We start from the raw sequence: 13,658 nt of genomic DNA on the forward strand, positions 1-13,658 counted from the left end.
GTGATCGTTAACTGCGCTGGCGGCATGTCGGTGTGACTTGCCGGTGTGATGTGCAGGTGCGCGAGCACCACCGTAGACCAGTAACTGCAGATCCAGCCAGCGACACGTAGCCTGTAGTATCGAAGTGCTCAAAGGAGGCGCAGCGTGCGTAAACTGACCGTGGTGGTGACCTGCAGCGACCGCAAGTCGCAACCGGTCGCTCCTGACCTCCGCCTGCGCGACGTCCCCGAGGAGCACCCCGAGTCCCGTGCCCACGCCTGGGACGGGCGACTGCGCCGGGCCGCGCAGCACCACCCGGGCTCGCAGCGACCCCTGGCCACGCTCTACCAAGGTGATCACTGGGCGCAGGCGCAAACCCTGCCCGCTGCCGCCGCCCGCGTCGGCTTCCACGCCGACCTCTGGGTCGCCTCCGCCGGGCTGGGACTGCAGCCCATCACCGCACAGGCACCCGCCTACGCGGCCACCTTCGCCGCTCGCCACCTCGACCGCGTCGCCGCCGACGCGTGCGGGCGGCAGCAGTGGTGGGCGGCTCTGCAAGCCCGCCGTGGCGCCAGCACCCTGGCCGACTTGGCCCGCGCCGGCTCACTGCTGATGATCTTCTCCGAGGACTACGGCCACGCCGTGCAGGAAGAACTGCACGCAGTCGCCCACGTCGGCGCTGACGCCCTGCTCATCGGCGGCGCCAGCGACATCGACGGTCTGCCACGCCTGGCCGCCGATCGACGCCTGCGGTCCCACCTGGGGGGCACCTTAACCAGCCTGAACGTGCGCACGGCGCTGGCGTGGCTGCAGCGACTGAGCCCCAGCACCACCACCAGCTCTGGCTCCGCCTTGGCCACCACGGCCGGACCCCTCGTTGGTGGGCCCACGTTGACCTCGACCGCTGCCTGGCGGCGTTGGCGGCGCTGGAGCACCGCGCACGCGCACGAAGAGGTCTACGACCGACGTCCCTTGAGCGACGAGCAGGTACGCGCCTACATCGGCACCCGGCACGCGCTCATGGCCCGCCCCAGCCGCACCACACTGCTACGAGCCCTCCGTGAGGACGGCTACGCCTGCGAGCAGTCCCGCTTCGGCCACCTCTACACCCAGGTCCTGCAGCACCTGGCTGAGCAAGACGCTCACCACGACGCTGAGCAGGACGTCGGCTTGGACATCGCCGAGGCCAGTGGACACAGCAAGCGAGGCATCGTGCAGAGCACGCAGCGAGCACGGCACGGCCCCAGTCCAGGGCGCGATCAGGTAGCAGGGGGAGCAGCATGAGCGAAGGCATCATCCGACGACGGGCACTGCGCATCCTGCAACGCGAGGACGTGCCGCTGTACCTGTTCGCGCTCGCCGCCTCCGACGTCGCCCGCATCGCCGACGTCGCGCGCATCTCGCGCGACGACTTCGGCAAGCTCATCGGCTACCAGCGCCCGGAGAAGAAGCAGCACGTCAACCAGATCGTCGACTACCTCGACACCGACGGCGCGCTCTTCCCCAACGGCCTGATCCTGGCTCTGCCCACCAGCGTGCATTTCCGCTCCAGCCGCGGCCCCGGCGCCAGCGACGGCCTCGCCACCGCCGGGGAGTTGGAGATCCCCTGCCCTGAAGAAGACGGCGCACCACGCCCGGCGTGGATCGTCGATGGCCAACAGCGCAGCCTGGCGCTCGCCCGCACCCGCAACACCTCCTTCCCCGTACCGGTCGCCGGCTTCGTCACCGAGAACCTCGACATGCAGCGTGAGCAGTTCCTGCGGGTGAATACCGTGCAGCCCCTGCCGACCAACCTAGTCACCGAACTGCTGCCGGAGGTTCCGACCACCATCTCCCCGCGCATGTCCGCGCGCCGGCTGCCCTCGGCCTTGGTGGACATGCTCAACCAAGACCCCGAGTCTCCCTTCCGCGGCTTGATCCGCCGCGCCTCCACCGACGTGGACAAGAAGTCCGGCGCGGTCATCACCGACAACAGCCTGGTGCTTGCCATCGGTGAGTCCCTCAACTCCCCCCTCGGGGTGCTCTTCCCCTACCGCAACCTCGCCGACGGCACCACCGACACCGCAGGCATCCGCCAGTTGCTCATCACCTACTGGACCGCGGTACGCCGCCTCTTCCCCGATGCATGGGGCAAGCCACCCACGGAAAGTCGACTTATGCATGGCCTCGGCATCCGCGCCATGGGCCGACTGATGGACCGCATCATGGTCAGCATCGACGCTGCTGCCCCCAGCGCAATTGACGACGTCATGACGGAGTTGTGGCGGGTGGCTCCGGTGTGTCGGTGGACGCACGGCACGTGGGAGGGACTGCGAGTGGACTGGAACGGACTGCAGAACAACCCTAAGGACATCAGCACCCTGTCCAACTACCTCGTGCGCGCGTATCTGCAGGCAAGGACGAGCACCTCATGAAGTTCTACTTCCCCGACAGTCAAGACCTGATCAGCCCCACCTACGACTTTGACCGGGATGAGTACCACCCGTTGCGAGTGCGTCAGCGCGACGATCGCTACGCACACGAAGCACTTACCGCCCGCCCTTACGACGGCATCCTCGTCAGCAAGGGCATCGTCGACGGTTCCATCAGCGGAACCGGCAAGTACACCACCTCTCAACGCGCACGCCTGTACCGCCTGGGCGTGCGCGACTTCTTCCGACTCCCTGACGGGATCGAGACTCTTGGTGACAACGGCGCCTTCGCCTACGCCACCGAGGAAATCCCGCCCGTCACCGTGGAGCAGGTCCTCGACTTCTACGACGGCTGCGGCTTCGACGCCGGCGTCAGCCTGGACCACATCGTCTTCGGATACCAACCCGACGAAGTCGTGCAGGCGGCCGGCGGCATCTTAAACGACGAGCAGAACGCTTGGGAAACCAGACGCGAGCTCACCCTGAAATACGCAGCGGAGTTCCTAGAAGCAATCCACGAACGCGGATCCACCCTGGTACCCGTCGGGGCAGCACAAGGGTGGAGTCCAAGCACCTACGCCAACAGCGTGCAACGTCTCCAAGATTTGGGCTACCAGCGCATCGCCCTCGGCGGCATGGTCCCGTTGAGAACGCCCGCTATCCTCGCGTGCCTCAACGCCATCGACGCCGTCCGCAAACCCGACACCCAACTGCATCTGCTGGGCATCACCCGTCTCGACGCCATGGAAGAGTTCGCCCGACTAGGCGTGTCTAGCCTGGACAGCACTTCCGGCTTCCGGCAGGCGTTCATGGACGAAAAAAATAACTACCACACCGCCAACGGCAATTACGCCGCTATCCGCGTGCCCCAGGTCGATGGAAACCTCAAACTCAAGAAGGCCATCGTGGCTGGTCAGGTCTCCCAAGCCAGTGCCGTTCGTTTGGAACGCGAATGCTTGAGTGCCCTGCGTGCCTACGACGAGGGCGCCGCCAGTCTCGAAGAGGCTTTGGAGACCGTCTTGGCCTACGACGCGTTAGTGCGTCCGCCGGCCGACCGCGCGAAACAATCGTATGAGGAGATGTACCGCACCACCCTCCAGGACCGCCCCTGGACGACGTGCTCATGCGGATTGTGCGAGCGACACGGCATTCAGTTGGTCATCTTTCGAGGCACCGAACGCAACAAGCGGCGCGGTTTTCACAACCTCGCTGTCCTGGCCGCCAAGATGCACACCCTGCGCCCCGCCAGAGTCAAGCCGACTGCGTCGCGGACCAGGGCAAAGGCGCAGACAACATCAGGCGCGCCGATGCGCACGACGCAGGGGCGGACCACTGCGGCCACGGGGGGATTGGCGGCGGCCGACTCGACCGTAACGAAGGCCACGGCGAGGACCGCGAAGGTCACCGCGAAGAAGTCCACCGCAGTGGAAGTTCCTGCAAGGAAGACTGTCACCAAGAAGACGGCGGCGAAGACAACGACGAAGCGCACAAGGGGAACTGATGGCTGACCGGTACGAACTGCGACTGCCCGCCCTGCAGATCCGCCAGGGCGAGCGCTTCATCTACTGCTTTGCCGTCGACGGCAAAGTGCTGCCGTCGTTCACCGCCGTCTCGCGCGTGCACCGTAGCAACGCCGCACTGCACGGCTATCAACGCCCAGAAGTGCTTAGTCACATCAAGGCCATTCGTCGCTACCTCGAGTCCTCAGACGCGATGCTGCCCAACGCCATCGTCTTGGCCTTCAACGAGAGCGTGCGCTTCCAGCCGAGCAGGCGCAAAAACATTGTGGACTACTCCACCATGGGCGAGTTGATCATCCCCATCGACGAAACGATCGATGAGGCGGACAAGGCCGCGTGGCTCGTTGACGGGCAACAGCGTAGTGCAGCAATCCGCGACGCCAACGTCGATGAGTTCCCCGTCGCTGCAGTCGGCTTCATTACTCACGGTGAGGAGGAGCAGCGTTCACAGTTTATACTCGTCAACAACGCCAAGCCCCTACCCAAGGGACTGATCCACGAATTGCTGCCCGACACCGTTGGGCACCTGCCAGCGAAATACGCCAAACGTCAACTTCCGGCGTTGCTGATGTCGCGCCTGAACAACGAAGACTTGTTCAGCTACAACGACGACGACAGTCCTTTTCAGGGTCGCATCGCCACCCCCACCGCCCCAGACGGCTACATCAAAGACAACAGCGTCTTGAAGATGATCGAAAGCAGCCTCAACGAGGGGGCCCTCTACCAGTACCGCAACCCCAGCGACCACTCCGGCGACGCCGACGCCATGCTGCTTCACCTGAAAATCTTCTGGAGCCTGGTCCGCGCGACCTTCCCCGAGGCCTGGAGCATGCCGCCGCGCAAGTCGCGCCTTACCCACGGCGTCGGCATCCAAGCCATGGGCTTCGTCATGGACGCCCTGACCGAGAACACCCCCGCCGCCAAACTTCCTGACCTAGATCTGCACGAGCCGTTGCAGCGACTACGCGAGGCGTGCGCTTGGACCTCGGGCACATGGCAGTTCGGCAAGAGTGATCAGCGACACTGGAACAGCCTCCAAAATACCCCCAATGATGTGCGGTTGTTGACCAACTACCTCCTGCGCGTCATCCGATCTTGAAACGGTGATGGGCCGTAGAACTATTGCCGAATTGAGTCTGCTATTTAGTCTTGAGCAGGTTGGCCCGGCAGTCGAGGCGGCTTGAAGATGAAAGTCAAGGCACACCATCCCCGGCCGACGCTCTTGCTGCTCGCGAATCCACGCCCGCAGCGGCTGCACCGCCGGGACGGTGAGGAGCATCTCGCGTCGTTCGGCAAGGCGAGCCGCGTCAGCGAGACCGCGGGGTGCGTCGAGGAACATGCGCGGCAGCGTAGGACCGCCGCGATCGCCGATGCTGTTCTCGTGCGCTTCCACTTGGATACGTCGGCCACTGCCGTTGAGGCGTGGAGCGAGGCCCGGCTGCAGTTCGAGCCTCGCGGCTGGCAGGTGGAGTACCGCCAGAGTCTGAGGGAAGCAATAGCTGACCTGGATCCCCGAGCTGCACACGGGTTGCTGGCGGAGTACCTCACCCCGGATGACGTGTTCGTCGACGTGGAGAACGTCCTGCTCTACAACGTCGGGACGGCGGTATTCGCTCCTGTCGTCGCGGTAGGGATCACCTGCCGACAGGGGCGCGCCCCCGATGACCGCCACCACGTCAGGTACCGCGTCGTGGAGTCTCCTCTTGCGCCTGGCGGCGGGGCGTTGATCGGCCAGGTCGCAGCCGACCTCGGTACCGGGGTACCGAAGACCGCCGGGCGGTGGTGGGCGGCACTACGCGAATCCGCCGTCACACCGCAGCCCTTCCGCCAATCCGCGGGGAGCGACGCCGCTTTCACCGTGGACGTCGTCCTGACCAGCCCCACCCCTGCACGAGTACGCCTCCCCGGGTTGCTCAAGCCGCTTCTGGATGGGTTGATCAGCTGCTTTCACGCGCATGACAGTACGAACGCGGCCCTGTTGCCGAAGCGGCTGGCGGCCCATGGCCTGCCTGAACACGCGTGGGACCTGCTGGTGGACAGCGCCACAAGCGGACTGGGGACCCGTCCCCTCGTACGCCCCTACCGCGACGGCATCGCGTGGAATCCGGCTGATGACCGGTGCGATGCCTTCCGGGTGGTTCTACAGGCAGGCTCACCGTGGTCCATCGCCGCGGAGCTGCGCGAGCACGTGCCAGAAGCAGCGGCCCCCACCCCCTGGTGAACCCGTATCGCGCTGAGCGAAGTGCGCCCCAGCACATCGTTCTGGCGGTCTTGACTGCCTGCCGCTATCGGCAGTAAACGACCCTTTAGTGCCGAACCCCGTGCCAAGGGGGGCTCCGTGACCCCAGCTCCTCCACCCGAGAGCACCAAGACCACCACTCGGGTCACCCTCCAGGCTGCCCCCTCGGGTGCTGGCCTACCTGCGCGTCTCCACCGCCAAGCAGGCCGACTCGGGCGCCGGCCTGCAGGCCCAGCGCAGCGCCCTGCAGGCCGAGGCCGATCGACAGGGCTGGGACCTGGAGTACGTCGAAGACGCCGGCTACTCCGCCAAGGACCTCAACCGCCCCGCCCTGACCGGCGCACTGGCTCGGCTGAACGCCCGCGAGGTCGACGTGCTGCTGGTGGCGAAGCTGGCCCGTCTCTCCCGCTCCGTGCACGACCTCTCTGGACTGGTGAAAGGGGCCACCCGGCGCGGATGGTCGGTGGTCTGCCTCGACGTCGGCGTGGACACCTCCACCCCTAACGGCAAGTTCATGGCCACCGTCACTGCCGGCATCGCCGAGCTCGAGCGGGAGCTGATCGGCCAACGCACCCGCGACGCCCTGGCCGCGAAGAAGGCCGCCGGTGTACGCCTGGGTCGGCCCCCGGTGCTCCCTGGGTCCGTGGTGCGCCGCATCGTCGAAGAGCCTGAGGCCGGCCGCTCCTGGCAGACCATCGCCGACGGCCTCACCGCCGACGGGGTGCCCACCGCCCGTGGCGGTGCCACCTGGACCTTTTCTTCGGCCCGGGCCGTCTACCGATCCCAGGCCGCCGCAGGTCTCACCGCCTCCCAGTTCTGAGAGGCGCGCTTCCTGCAATACGGCGACCCACTGCTTCTGGGCGCATCAGCACACCCGATCGGAGTCTTCAGCCATCCCTACGACCACGTCGATCCCTTGGAGGCAGCAGCTTCGAGCGCAAGGGATGGTCATGAGTCAGTCCGGTCCGGTCTACAGCCCCGACGGGCGTCATCTCTGGGACGGCCAGCAGTGGGTACCGATCGCCTCCTCCACCTTCCTGCCCTCCCAGCCGACTGCCGCCGCACCTTGGTACCGCAAGCAGATCGCTAGCCCCGGCATGGTCATGATCATGCTGGTGATCGTCGTACTTCTTGGAGGGCTCATGGTCCACGCAGCCCAGGAGGAGCAGAAGTCAGAACGGCAGTCTCACTACATCTACTGCCAGACCTACGGCGAGGGGGACCTCCAGTGCTGACCCTGCGCCGTCTCGCCGTCCCCGTGCTCACCGCTGCCGCGCTGCTCACTCTGACCGCCTGTGGCTCTGACGCCGCGGCCACGGAAGCGACTATGGCCACCGGCGAATGGCTGGAAGGCCCCATGAACTCCAGCATGGGCTCACTCACCGCCGCCGCCGGCGCGGCCAGTGACCACTCCACTGCCACCACCTTCGTGCCGGCTGACTGCGAGGCCCTGGCCAACGCGGTCGACGACGCCCGGGCCCAGTCGCTGCCCTCCGACGCCGAGTTGGCAGGTCACTGGGGCACGTTCGTCGACCTCTTCGCCGCCATGGGCGATGCCTGCCAGGCCAACGAGCCCGCCACCTTTCTGACCCACATGCAGGAGATTTCCCTTCTGCTCGACGCATTCGAAGAGCGCATCGAGTAGCTCTAGCGGTCTTCCAGCGCTGTGATCCGACACATCCCCAGGACCGGGATGGACCACCGCGAGGTGACGCAACCACGCTGCCGCACAACCAACGCCGTCGAAGACGGCCTGTACCCGCGCCATGTACGGGCGGTAGGCGAGCCCGTGCGAGACACCTACCTCGGGCAACACCGACGAGGCACACTGCGACCAAGGGTTGGAACCATGGCTACACGCCGAGACTTCATTCTGATGAGCGAGGTGCTGCGCACGACGGCCATGCCTTCGTCGCTGCGGCTCGAACTGGCAAACGTGCTGGCGCGCGAGCTCGCTGAGCGCACGCCCCACTTCGACCCTGTCCGCTTCATCCATGAGGCCACCCGTGGCTCTCGCCCCGGCGAGCCCTTCACCATGGCGCTGCCCGACAGCCCGCTCATGGTCAGCCCCGCCGACCTGCGGTCCTCTTGGGCCGAAGACGACGATCTGACGATGGAGGAGCGCGCCTTGCTGGCGCAGGCCGCTGACCCGCTCATCCTGGCTGCGCTCGTCGCCTCGGTCGATGAGCACGGCGATGCCATCGCCAAGGTGGTCGACGACGTGATCTACGACGCCACCAGCAACCTGATCGAGCACGTCTACAGGAAGCACAACCTAAACGCTCCAATCCGGCCTGACCGCCGCGTCGAGGCGTAGGCACTTTGCCCTCTTCGCTACGCACCTCGACCAGGTAACCGGGAAGGGGTCTCTTCACGGTGAGGATGGAGCTGTACATCCTCGCTTTCCTCACCAGCTGCTGTGGGCGGTCGGTTGCCTGCGCAGCGGCTCCAGGACGGAGGGTGAACAGACTTCTCGTCTGCGTCAGTGGGCTTGCCCGGTACCGCTTGGGCGCCTGCGTACCCGCCTGATGCCAGTCCGATGACCACCACTTCCCAGGCTGGCTACCGGAGGTTCTCTGCTTCGGGGTCTTCCTCCGTGGTGTCCGCTTCGGCTTCCTCCCAGCACGCCAGCGACGCCGGCAGTGGCAGGCCGTACTTCTCGCACAGGAACCTCGTCCGGCAGAACCGCCGTGCGTCCTTGGCCACCTGCGTCATCACCGCTGCGCTGCCACCAGCACTGAGGGCCATCCCCACCACGGGCACGAACTTGCTGACCTGGCTCACTGAAACGGTGGCGCTTTTGGGCCCCAACTGCTCCGCGGCCGTCTTCATCGCCGCCAGCAGTCGGTGGTCGCTCAGCAGCTTGGCCGACCACTTCTTGCGGCCATCGATGGCCCAGTAGGCCTGCGCGGCATCCCGCATTGGGACAGCTTTGCTGGCCTGCTCAATGAAGGAGCGCCGCAGCAGATGGGTGATGAACACCCGTTCGGAGTCCGCGCCGGCGTCGAAGCCGTAGCCGTAGGCGATGCGGGTGGCCACCGATGTAGTGAGGGCCTGCACCAGCAGCAGGTCCATGGGGATCGCCGCCACCGGGCCGAAGGGCACCAGGGACAGTGCGCCCATCGCCGCGCCCTCGGCGGCACCCATGGTGCCGGCCTTCGCGGTCAGGCCGTGGTTGAGGGAGTCAACGACCTGCAGGTCGAGTTGGTGCAGGTCACGGAAGCTGGCCACCTGGAGGCCACGGTCCTCAATGAGGCGCTGCACGCCGGCGGGGTTGTTCAGGTCCAGCATCCACTCGTTGGCCAGCTCCAGCAGGTGGGTGACCTGGCCCAGCAGCGGTGCCGCGGCCCGGTCAGTGACCGTCGTGGCGATTGTTCCGGTGAGCTGGGCCACCGGCCGGCGCACGGCGTCGGGCACGCCCTTGGCCGCGGCTGCGGCGACGCGTTGGGTGCCGTGGGCGAGCTTGGCGCCGATCTGCCATGCGGGCCTGCGGTGGCGGCGCTGGTCCCAATGAGCTTGCAGTGCGAGCCACTCGCGGCGCTCGTAGGCACTCAGCGGTGCCGGCGGGGCAGCAGGGGAGACCGCGGCCTGCTGGTCCTGGTTCAACGACCCGTCGTCCATGTGGCCCTCTCACTTCGCCCTCTGCAACTTTCTCGGTACTCAAGGTATGCAGATAAGGTAGGTCGCCGCTGGTGATCGGGGACTGCTATGTCCCACCGACCGATCGTCGTGACCCTCGCCGGGCACCTGACCCCGCTGTTGGGGCCCTACGACCCCGCTGCCACCGACAGCCGCCAGATTGCCGTGCGGGGGCGCGTCGGGCACCTGCTCGAAGCGCGCACCGTCCGCCCGGGGCGCCGCCTCTCGACGGCGCTGCTCGATGAGGGCGGCGTCGAGGAACGGCACTTGCCGACCTCGGCGACCGGCGGCGCGGCCGGGTTCGTCGATGACGCGGTGCGCGAAGCGCTGCGTGGGCGGGTCCGCTACAGCTGACCCACCCGCCCGGGCTGCCGGGCGCCTGTGACCACCACCGCCCCGACCGGCTGACGCCTCGGGGCGGTGGTGCGTCGTCGCAGGTCAGGTGGGGTGCGTTAGGCCAATGGTGAAGTCAACAGAGGGGTTGTTGCCTGCTATTTCCGATTTAGGGGTGGGCCGTCCGTCGTCCTGGCCGGGATGCGAAGCGGTTACGCCGTTCGAGAAAGGAGTCGGCGCTTGCTCCGCATGACCCATGACCACACCACCGACCGAAAGTAGGCCCCTGTGCTGATCGTGAAGCTGACCGTCGACGAAGTCACCGCCGACGGCATCGAACTCGACCTCGAGTCAACCCTGACCGTCACCACCAGGGACGTTTTCGCCGACGGCGTCGAGGTGCTGTGCGCTGACGTTCTGCGGCACCTCGGCGCTGGACCTGCTGAGCCGGGCGTGCTCGTCGACGACGCGGCCACCACCGCCGTCGATGTCGCCACCGCTGGCGGGCCGCTCGACACGCTCACCCCCCGCGAACTAGGGCGGCTGCGGATGACCGTCGAGAACGAGGACATCCGCGACCGACGCCGCCGCTTCGACCCCATCGCGTCCGCCGACGACCTCGCGATGGTGCTGCCGATCCTGCGGAAGCTGCTCGCCGCGCACCCCAGCTAAAGGCGGAGCGTTGTCAACACCCTCAAGCCGAACGTGTTCGACGAGCACGCCGCCTTGGTCAGGCTCGCCGAGGCTCTGACCGGTGCGATGGAACGGCGCGCGCTCGTGCTCGAAGCCGACGGGCAGCAGATCGCGCGGTCACCGCGAGCGGGATGCACAACACGGCGGCGTGGCGCTCATCTGAGCGATGCCCCCCTGATCGCTTTCCCATGCCGTGCCCACCCCGTGGCGTGGCGACCATCGCGCAACTCCTCGATGAGGTGCTGCCGCAGACACCGATCACGACGGTGGCCCAGCTGGTCCGGCTCACGGGCCGCTCCCCGCAGGCCGTCAAAGAGGCCGTCGACCGGCTGCACCGGGCCGGTGTTCTGGTGCAGACCACCGCGGGCCGCCGCAACCGTGCCTTCGAGGTTGACGGGCTCGTCGAGCTCATCGCCGGGTTCGAGCGGTCGCTGGCCTCACCCGTCGGCGACACCGCGGTCGAGTCACCCGTCCGGCCCGTGCCGCGGCGCTCGCCCGACCATTGACATCGATCATCAGTTGATTGCGCGATCCGCGCACCGGGGCTAGCGTGCTTCGTGCGTCCTGAACGGATCGACGCGCTGCTTTCTGACCAGCACGGCGCCCAGGCAGAGCGACGGTCTCGTCCCGAGATGCGGATGAGCTGTGCGACAGAAGGTCGACGAGGAGGTCGAAGTGGGAGATCTGCTCATCCTCGCCGACGATCTTTCCGGCGCCGCGGAGTCAGCCGCCGCCCTGCGAGTGCGCGGTTCGCGCAGAACGGACCCGGTCCATGTTGGCTTCTGGCCCACCGACGTCCCAGCGGACGACACCGTCCTCGACCTCCACTGCCGCCACCTGAGCCCTGCCGACGCCGAGCGCCGCGTCCACGAGGTGCTGGCCGCTGCCCCCGGCCGCACCGTCGTCGCCAAGATCGACAGCCTGCTGCGCGGCAACCTCGTACCCCTCCTGCGCGCCCTGCCCCGCCCGGTCGTCCTGGCCCCGGCCCTGCCGGTCGCGGGACGCACCGTCGTCGGTGGCCGGGTCCTCGTCGACGGGAACCCGCTGTCCACCACGACCGCTTGGGCGGCCGAGGGCCGGCCCGCACCGGCGACGGTGGCCGACGCCCTGCCCGGTCTGAGGACCGCTACCGTGCCCTTGGACGTCGTGCGCTCGGCCGGCCTCGCTGCACACATCGCGCAGGCCCCACCCGGCACGGTCGTCGTCTGCGACGCCGAGACCGACGACGACCTCGACCGCATCGTCACCGCGTCGCCCGGGTGCTTCCTCGTCGGCTCGGCCGGGTTGGTCGCGGCGGTGGCTCGGGCCCTCCCCGCCGACGGCGACCCCGGTACGACGACGACCCGCCCGTCGCACCACCTCGTCGTGGTCGTCGGCACCGCGGAACCCACGGCGCAGCACCAGGCCGACCTGCTGGTGCAGATGGGGGCGATCGCGGTCGACCTGCCCTGCGCCGACGTCCTGCGGGGAACCGTCGACCACCTCACCTGCGCGGTCGCCACGAACCTTCTCACCGTGGTCCGCCTCACCGGCCGCGCCGACGGCCGCGACCTGTCCCGCGCCCTCGGAAGGACAGTCGCCGACGCCGTCGGTGACGCCGATCTCGTCCTCACCGGCGGGGAGACCGCCCGCCACGTCCTCGACGCTCTGCACGTCCCGTCCCTGCGCTACGTGGCGCAGATCGAGCACGGCGCCGTCCGCTCCGAGACCCCCGACGGCCGGCACGTCGTCACCCGCCCCGGCAGCTTCGGCGGCCCGGACAGCCTGCTCCGGATCGTGCGCGCGCTGAACCCCGACCTCCTCCCGCCCCGACCTTCGGAAGGCCTCCCCATGAGCAGCAGCGCGAACCCCGCGATCGCCGTGACCATGGGCGACGGGGCCGGGGTCGGCCCCGAGGTCGTCGTCGCCGCACTCCTGCACCCGAGCGTCGTCGAGACCTCCCGCTCCGTCGTCGTCGGCGACGCAGCCCGGCTGCGCCAGGCCGCGGACGTCCTCGGCGTGGACGCGGAAATCGTCCCGGTGCAGGGGGTCGCGGACGCTGTCTTCGAACCCGGGCGCATCAACGTCGTCGACCTCGGCCTGCTGCCCGCGGACCTGCCGTGGGGGGAGCTGTCCCCCGTGGCCGGCGACGCGGCCTACCACTACGTGCGGGTCGCCAGCGAGATGGCGATGCGGGGAGAGGTGCAGGCGATCTGCACCGCCCCGTTGAACAAGGAGGCCCTGCACCTCGGCGGCCACGTCTACCCCGGCCACACCGAACTGCTCGCCGAGCTCACCAGAACCCCGGAGGTGTCGATGATGCTGTCGACCCCGACGTTGAAGGTCATCCACGTCACCACCCACATCGGCCTGATCGACGCCATCGCCAAGATCGAACCCGGTCTCGTCGAGCGCACCGTCCGCCGCGGTCACACCGCCCTCGTCGCCGCGGGGAACCCGAACCCCAAGATCGGCGTGTGTGCCATCAACCCCCATGCCGGGGAGGGCGGGTTGTTCGGCTACGGCGAGGAGGCCGAGAAGATCACCCCGGCGATCGAGGCCCTGCGCGCCGGCGGCATCGACGCCATCGGCCCACTGCCCGCCGACACCCTCTTCTTCCTCGCCGGCCGCGGCGACTACGACCTCGTCGTCGCGATGTACCACGACCAGGGCCACGGGCCGGTGAAGGTCCTCGGCATCGAGGCCGGGGTGAACATCACCGTCGGCCTGCCCGTCATCCGCACCTCCGTCGACCACGGCACCGCCTTCGACATCGCCGGCACGGGCACGGTCGATACCCGCAGCATGGTCGAGGCCATGCGGCAGGCCATCGAGGTCGCGCCCCGCCCGACCACGAACTGACGG

The 13,658-nt window shown here is 67.8% G+C and carries 14 protein-coding genes; 13 read left to right on the forward strand and 1 reads right to left on the reverse strand.

The genetic code is table 11. From position 1 onward, the window contains the following. Positions 1 to 144: 144 nt before the first annotated feature. The 9 genes from KRAD_RS11910 (at position 145) to KRAD_RS11950 (ending at position 8,466) form a co-directional block, all read left to right on the forward strand. Positions 145 to 1,263, forward strand: a complete 1,119-nt coding sequence (locus tag KRAD_RS11910; RefSeq protein ID WP_012085856.1) for a hypothetical protein — start codon at positions 145 to 147, stop codon at positions 1,261 to 1,263. Next, entirely contained in the window at positions 1,260 to 2,393 is a 1,134-nt protein-coding gene (gene dbpB, locus KRAD_RS11915) for a DGQHR domain-containing protein DpdB (RefSeq protein WP_012085857.1), read from the forward strand. Before KRAD_RS11910 ends, dbpB (KRAD_RS11915) begins: the two co-directional genes overlap by 4 nt. Next, complete coding sequence (gene dpdA / locus KRAD_RS11920) at positions 2,390 to 3,898, forward strand: tRNA-guanine transglycosylase DpdA (RefSeq protein WP_012085858.1); 1,509 nt, start codon at positions 2,390 to 2,392, stop codon at positions 3,896 to 3,898. Before dbpB (KRAD_RS11915) ends, dpdA begins: the two co-directional genes overlap by 4 nt. Next, on the forward strand, positions 3,891 to 5,009 hold the full coding sequence (dbpB, locus tag KRAD_RS11925; protein ID WP_012085859.1) for a DGQHR domain-containing protein DpdB: 1,119 nt from the start codon (positions 3,891 to 3,893) through the stop codon (positions 5,007 to 5,009). Before dpdA ends, dbpB (KRAD_RS11925) begins: the two co-directional genes overlap by 8 nt. Before the next feature lie 81 nt (positions 5,010 to 5,090). Beyond that, complete coding sequence (locus KRAD_RS11930; protein WP_041292055.1) at positions 5,091 to 6,131, forward strand: hypothetical protein; 1,041 nt, start codon at positions 5,091 to 5,093, stop codon at positions 6,129 to 6,131. Between the two features lie 187 nt (positions 6,132 to 6,318). Next, positions 6,319 to 6,969, forward strand: coding sequence for a recombinase family protein (locus KRAD_RS11935; protein ID WP_012085861.1), 651 nt, complete (start codon positions 6,319 to 6,321; stop codon positions 6,967 to 6,969). 130 nt (positions 6,970 to 7,099) lie between these two features. Next, positions 7,100 to 7,384: a hypothetical protein gene (locus KRAD_RS11940; RefSeq protein ID WP_157873581.1), complete on the forward strand. Its 285-nt coding sequence runs from the start codon at positions 7,100 to 7,102 to the stop codon at positions 7,382 to 7,384. Beyond that, positions 7,378 to 7,794, forward strand: a complete 417-nt coding sequence (locus KRAD_RS11945) for a hypothetical protein (protein ID WP_012085863.1) — start codon at positions 7,378 to 7,380, stop codon at positions 7,792 to 7,794. The genes KRAD_RS11940 and KRAD_RS11945 overlap by 7 nt, the downstream gene beginning before the upstream one ends. A gap of 231 nt (positions 7,795 to 8,025) precedes the next feature. Further along, complete coding sequence (locus KRAD_RS11950; RefSeq protein WP_157873582.1) at positions 8,026 to 8,466, forward strand: hypothetical protein; 441 nt, start codon at positions 8,026 to 8,028, stop codon at positions 8,464 to 8,466. Positions 8,467 to 8,711: 245 nt separating this feature from the next. Here KRAD_RS11950 and KRAD_RS11955 read toward each other — a convergent pair whose 3' ends face one another. Further along, the gene (locus tag KRAD_RS11955; RefSeq protein ID WP_012085865.1) at positions 8,712 to 9,770 is read right to left on the reverse strand and encodes an EcsC family protein; all 1,059 of its coding nucleotides are present in this window, start codon (positions 9,768 to 9,770) and stop codon (positions 8,712 to 8,714) included. An 87-nt stretch (positions 9,771 to 9,857) separates the two neighbouring features. Here KRAD_RS11955 and KRAD_RS11960 point away from each other — a divergent pair, with 87 nt between their 5' ends. The 4 genes from KRAD_RS11960 to pdxA all read left to right on the forward strand — a co-directional run bounded on the left by KRAD_RS11960 (position 9,858) and on the right by pdxA (position 13,655). Then, positions 9,858 to 10,142, forward strand: coding sequence for a hypothetical protein (locus KRAD_RS11960; RefSeq protein WP_012085866.1), 285 nt, complete (start codon positions 9,858 to 9,860; stop codon positions 10,140 to 10,142). A 267-nt stretch (positions 10,143 to 10,409) separates the two neighbouring features. Next, complete coding sequence (locus KRAD_RS11965; RefSeq protein WP_012085868.1) at positions 10,410 to 10,793, forward strand: hypothetical protein; 384 nt, start codon at positions 10,410 to 10,412, stop codon at positions 10,791 to 10,793. 230 nt (positions 10,794 to 11,023) lie between these two features. Further along, a complete protein-coding gene (locus KRAD_RS11970; RefSeq protein ID WP_041292056.1) occupies positions 11,024 to 11,320 on the forward strand; it encodes a MarR family transcriptional regulator in 297 nt (98 codons plus the stop codon). A 169-nt stretch (positions 11,321 to 11,489) separates the two neighbouring features. Further along, positions 11,490 to 13,655, forward strand: a complete 2,166-nt coding sequence (pdxA, locus tag KRAD_RS11975) for a 4-hydroxythreonine-4-phosphate dehydrogenase PdxA (protein ID WP_012085871.1) — start codon at positions 11,490 to 11,492, stop codon at positions 13,653 to 13,655. Positions 13,656 to 13,658 lie beyond the last annotated feature (3 nt).

It is taken from the genome of Kineococcus radiotolerans SRS30216 = ATCC BAA-149 (assembly GCF_000017305.1).
In the GTDB taxonomy this organism is placed as follows: Bacteria; Actinomycetota; Actinomycetes; order Actinomycetales; family Kineococcaceae; genus Kineococcus; species Kineococcus radiotolerans.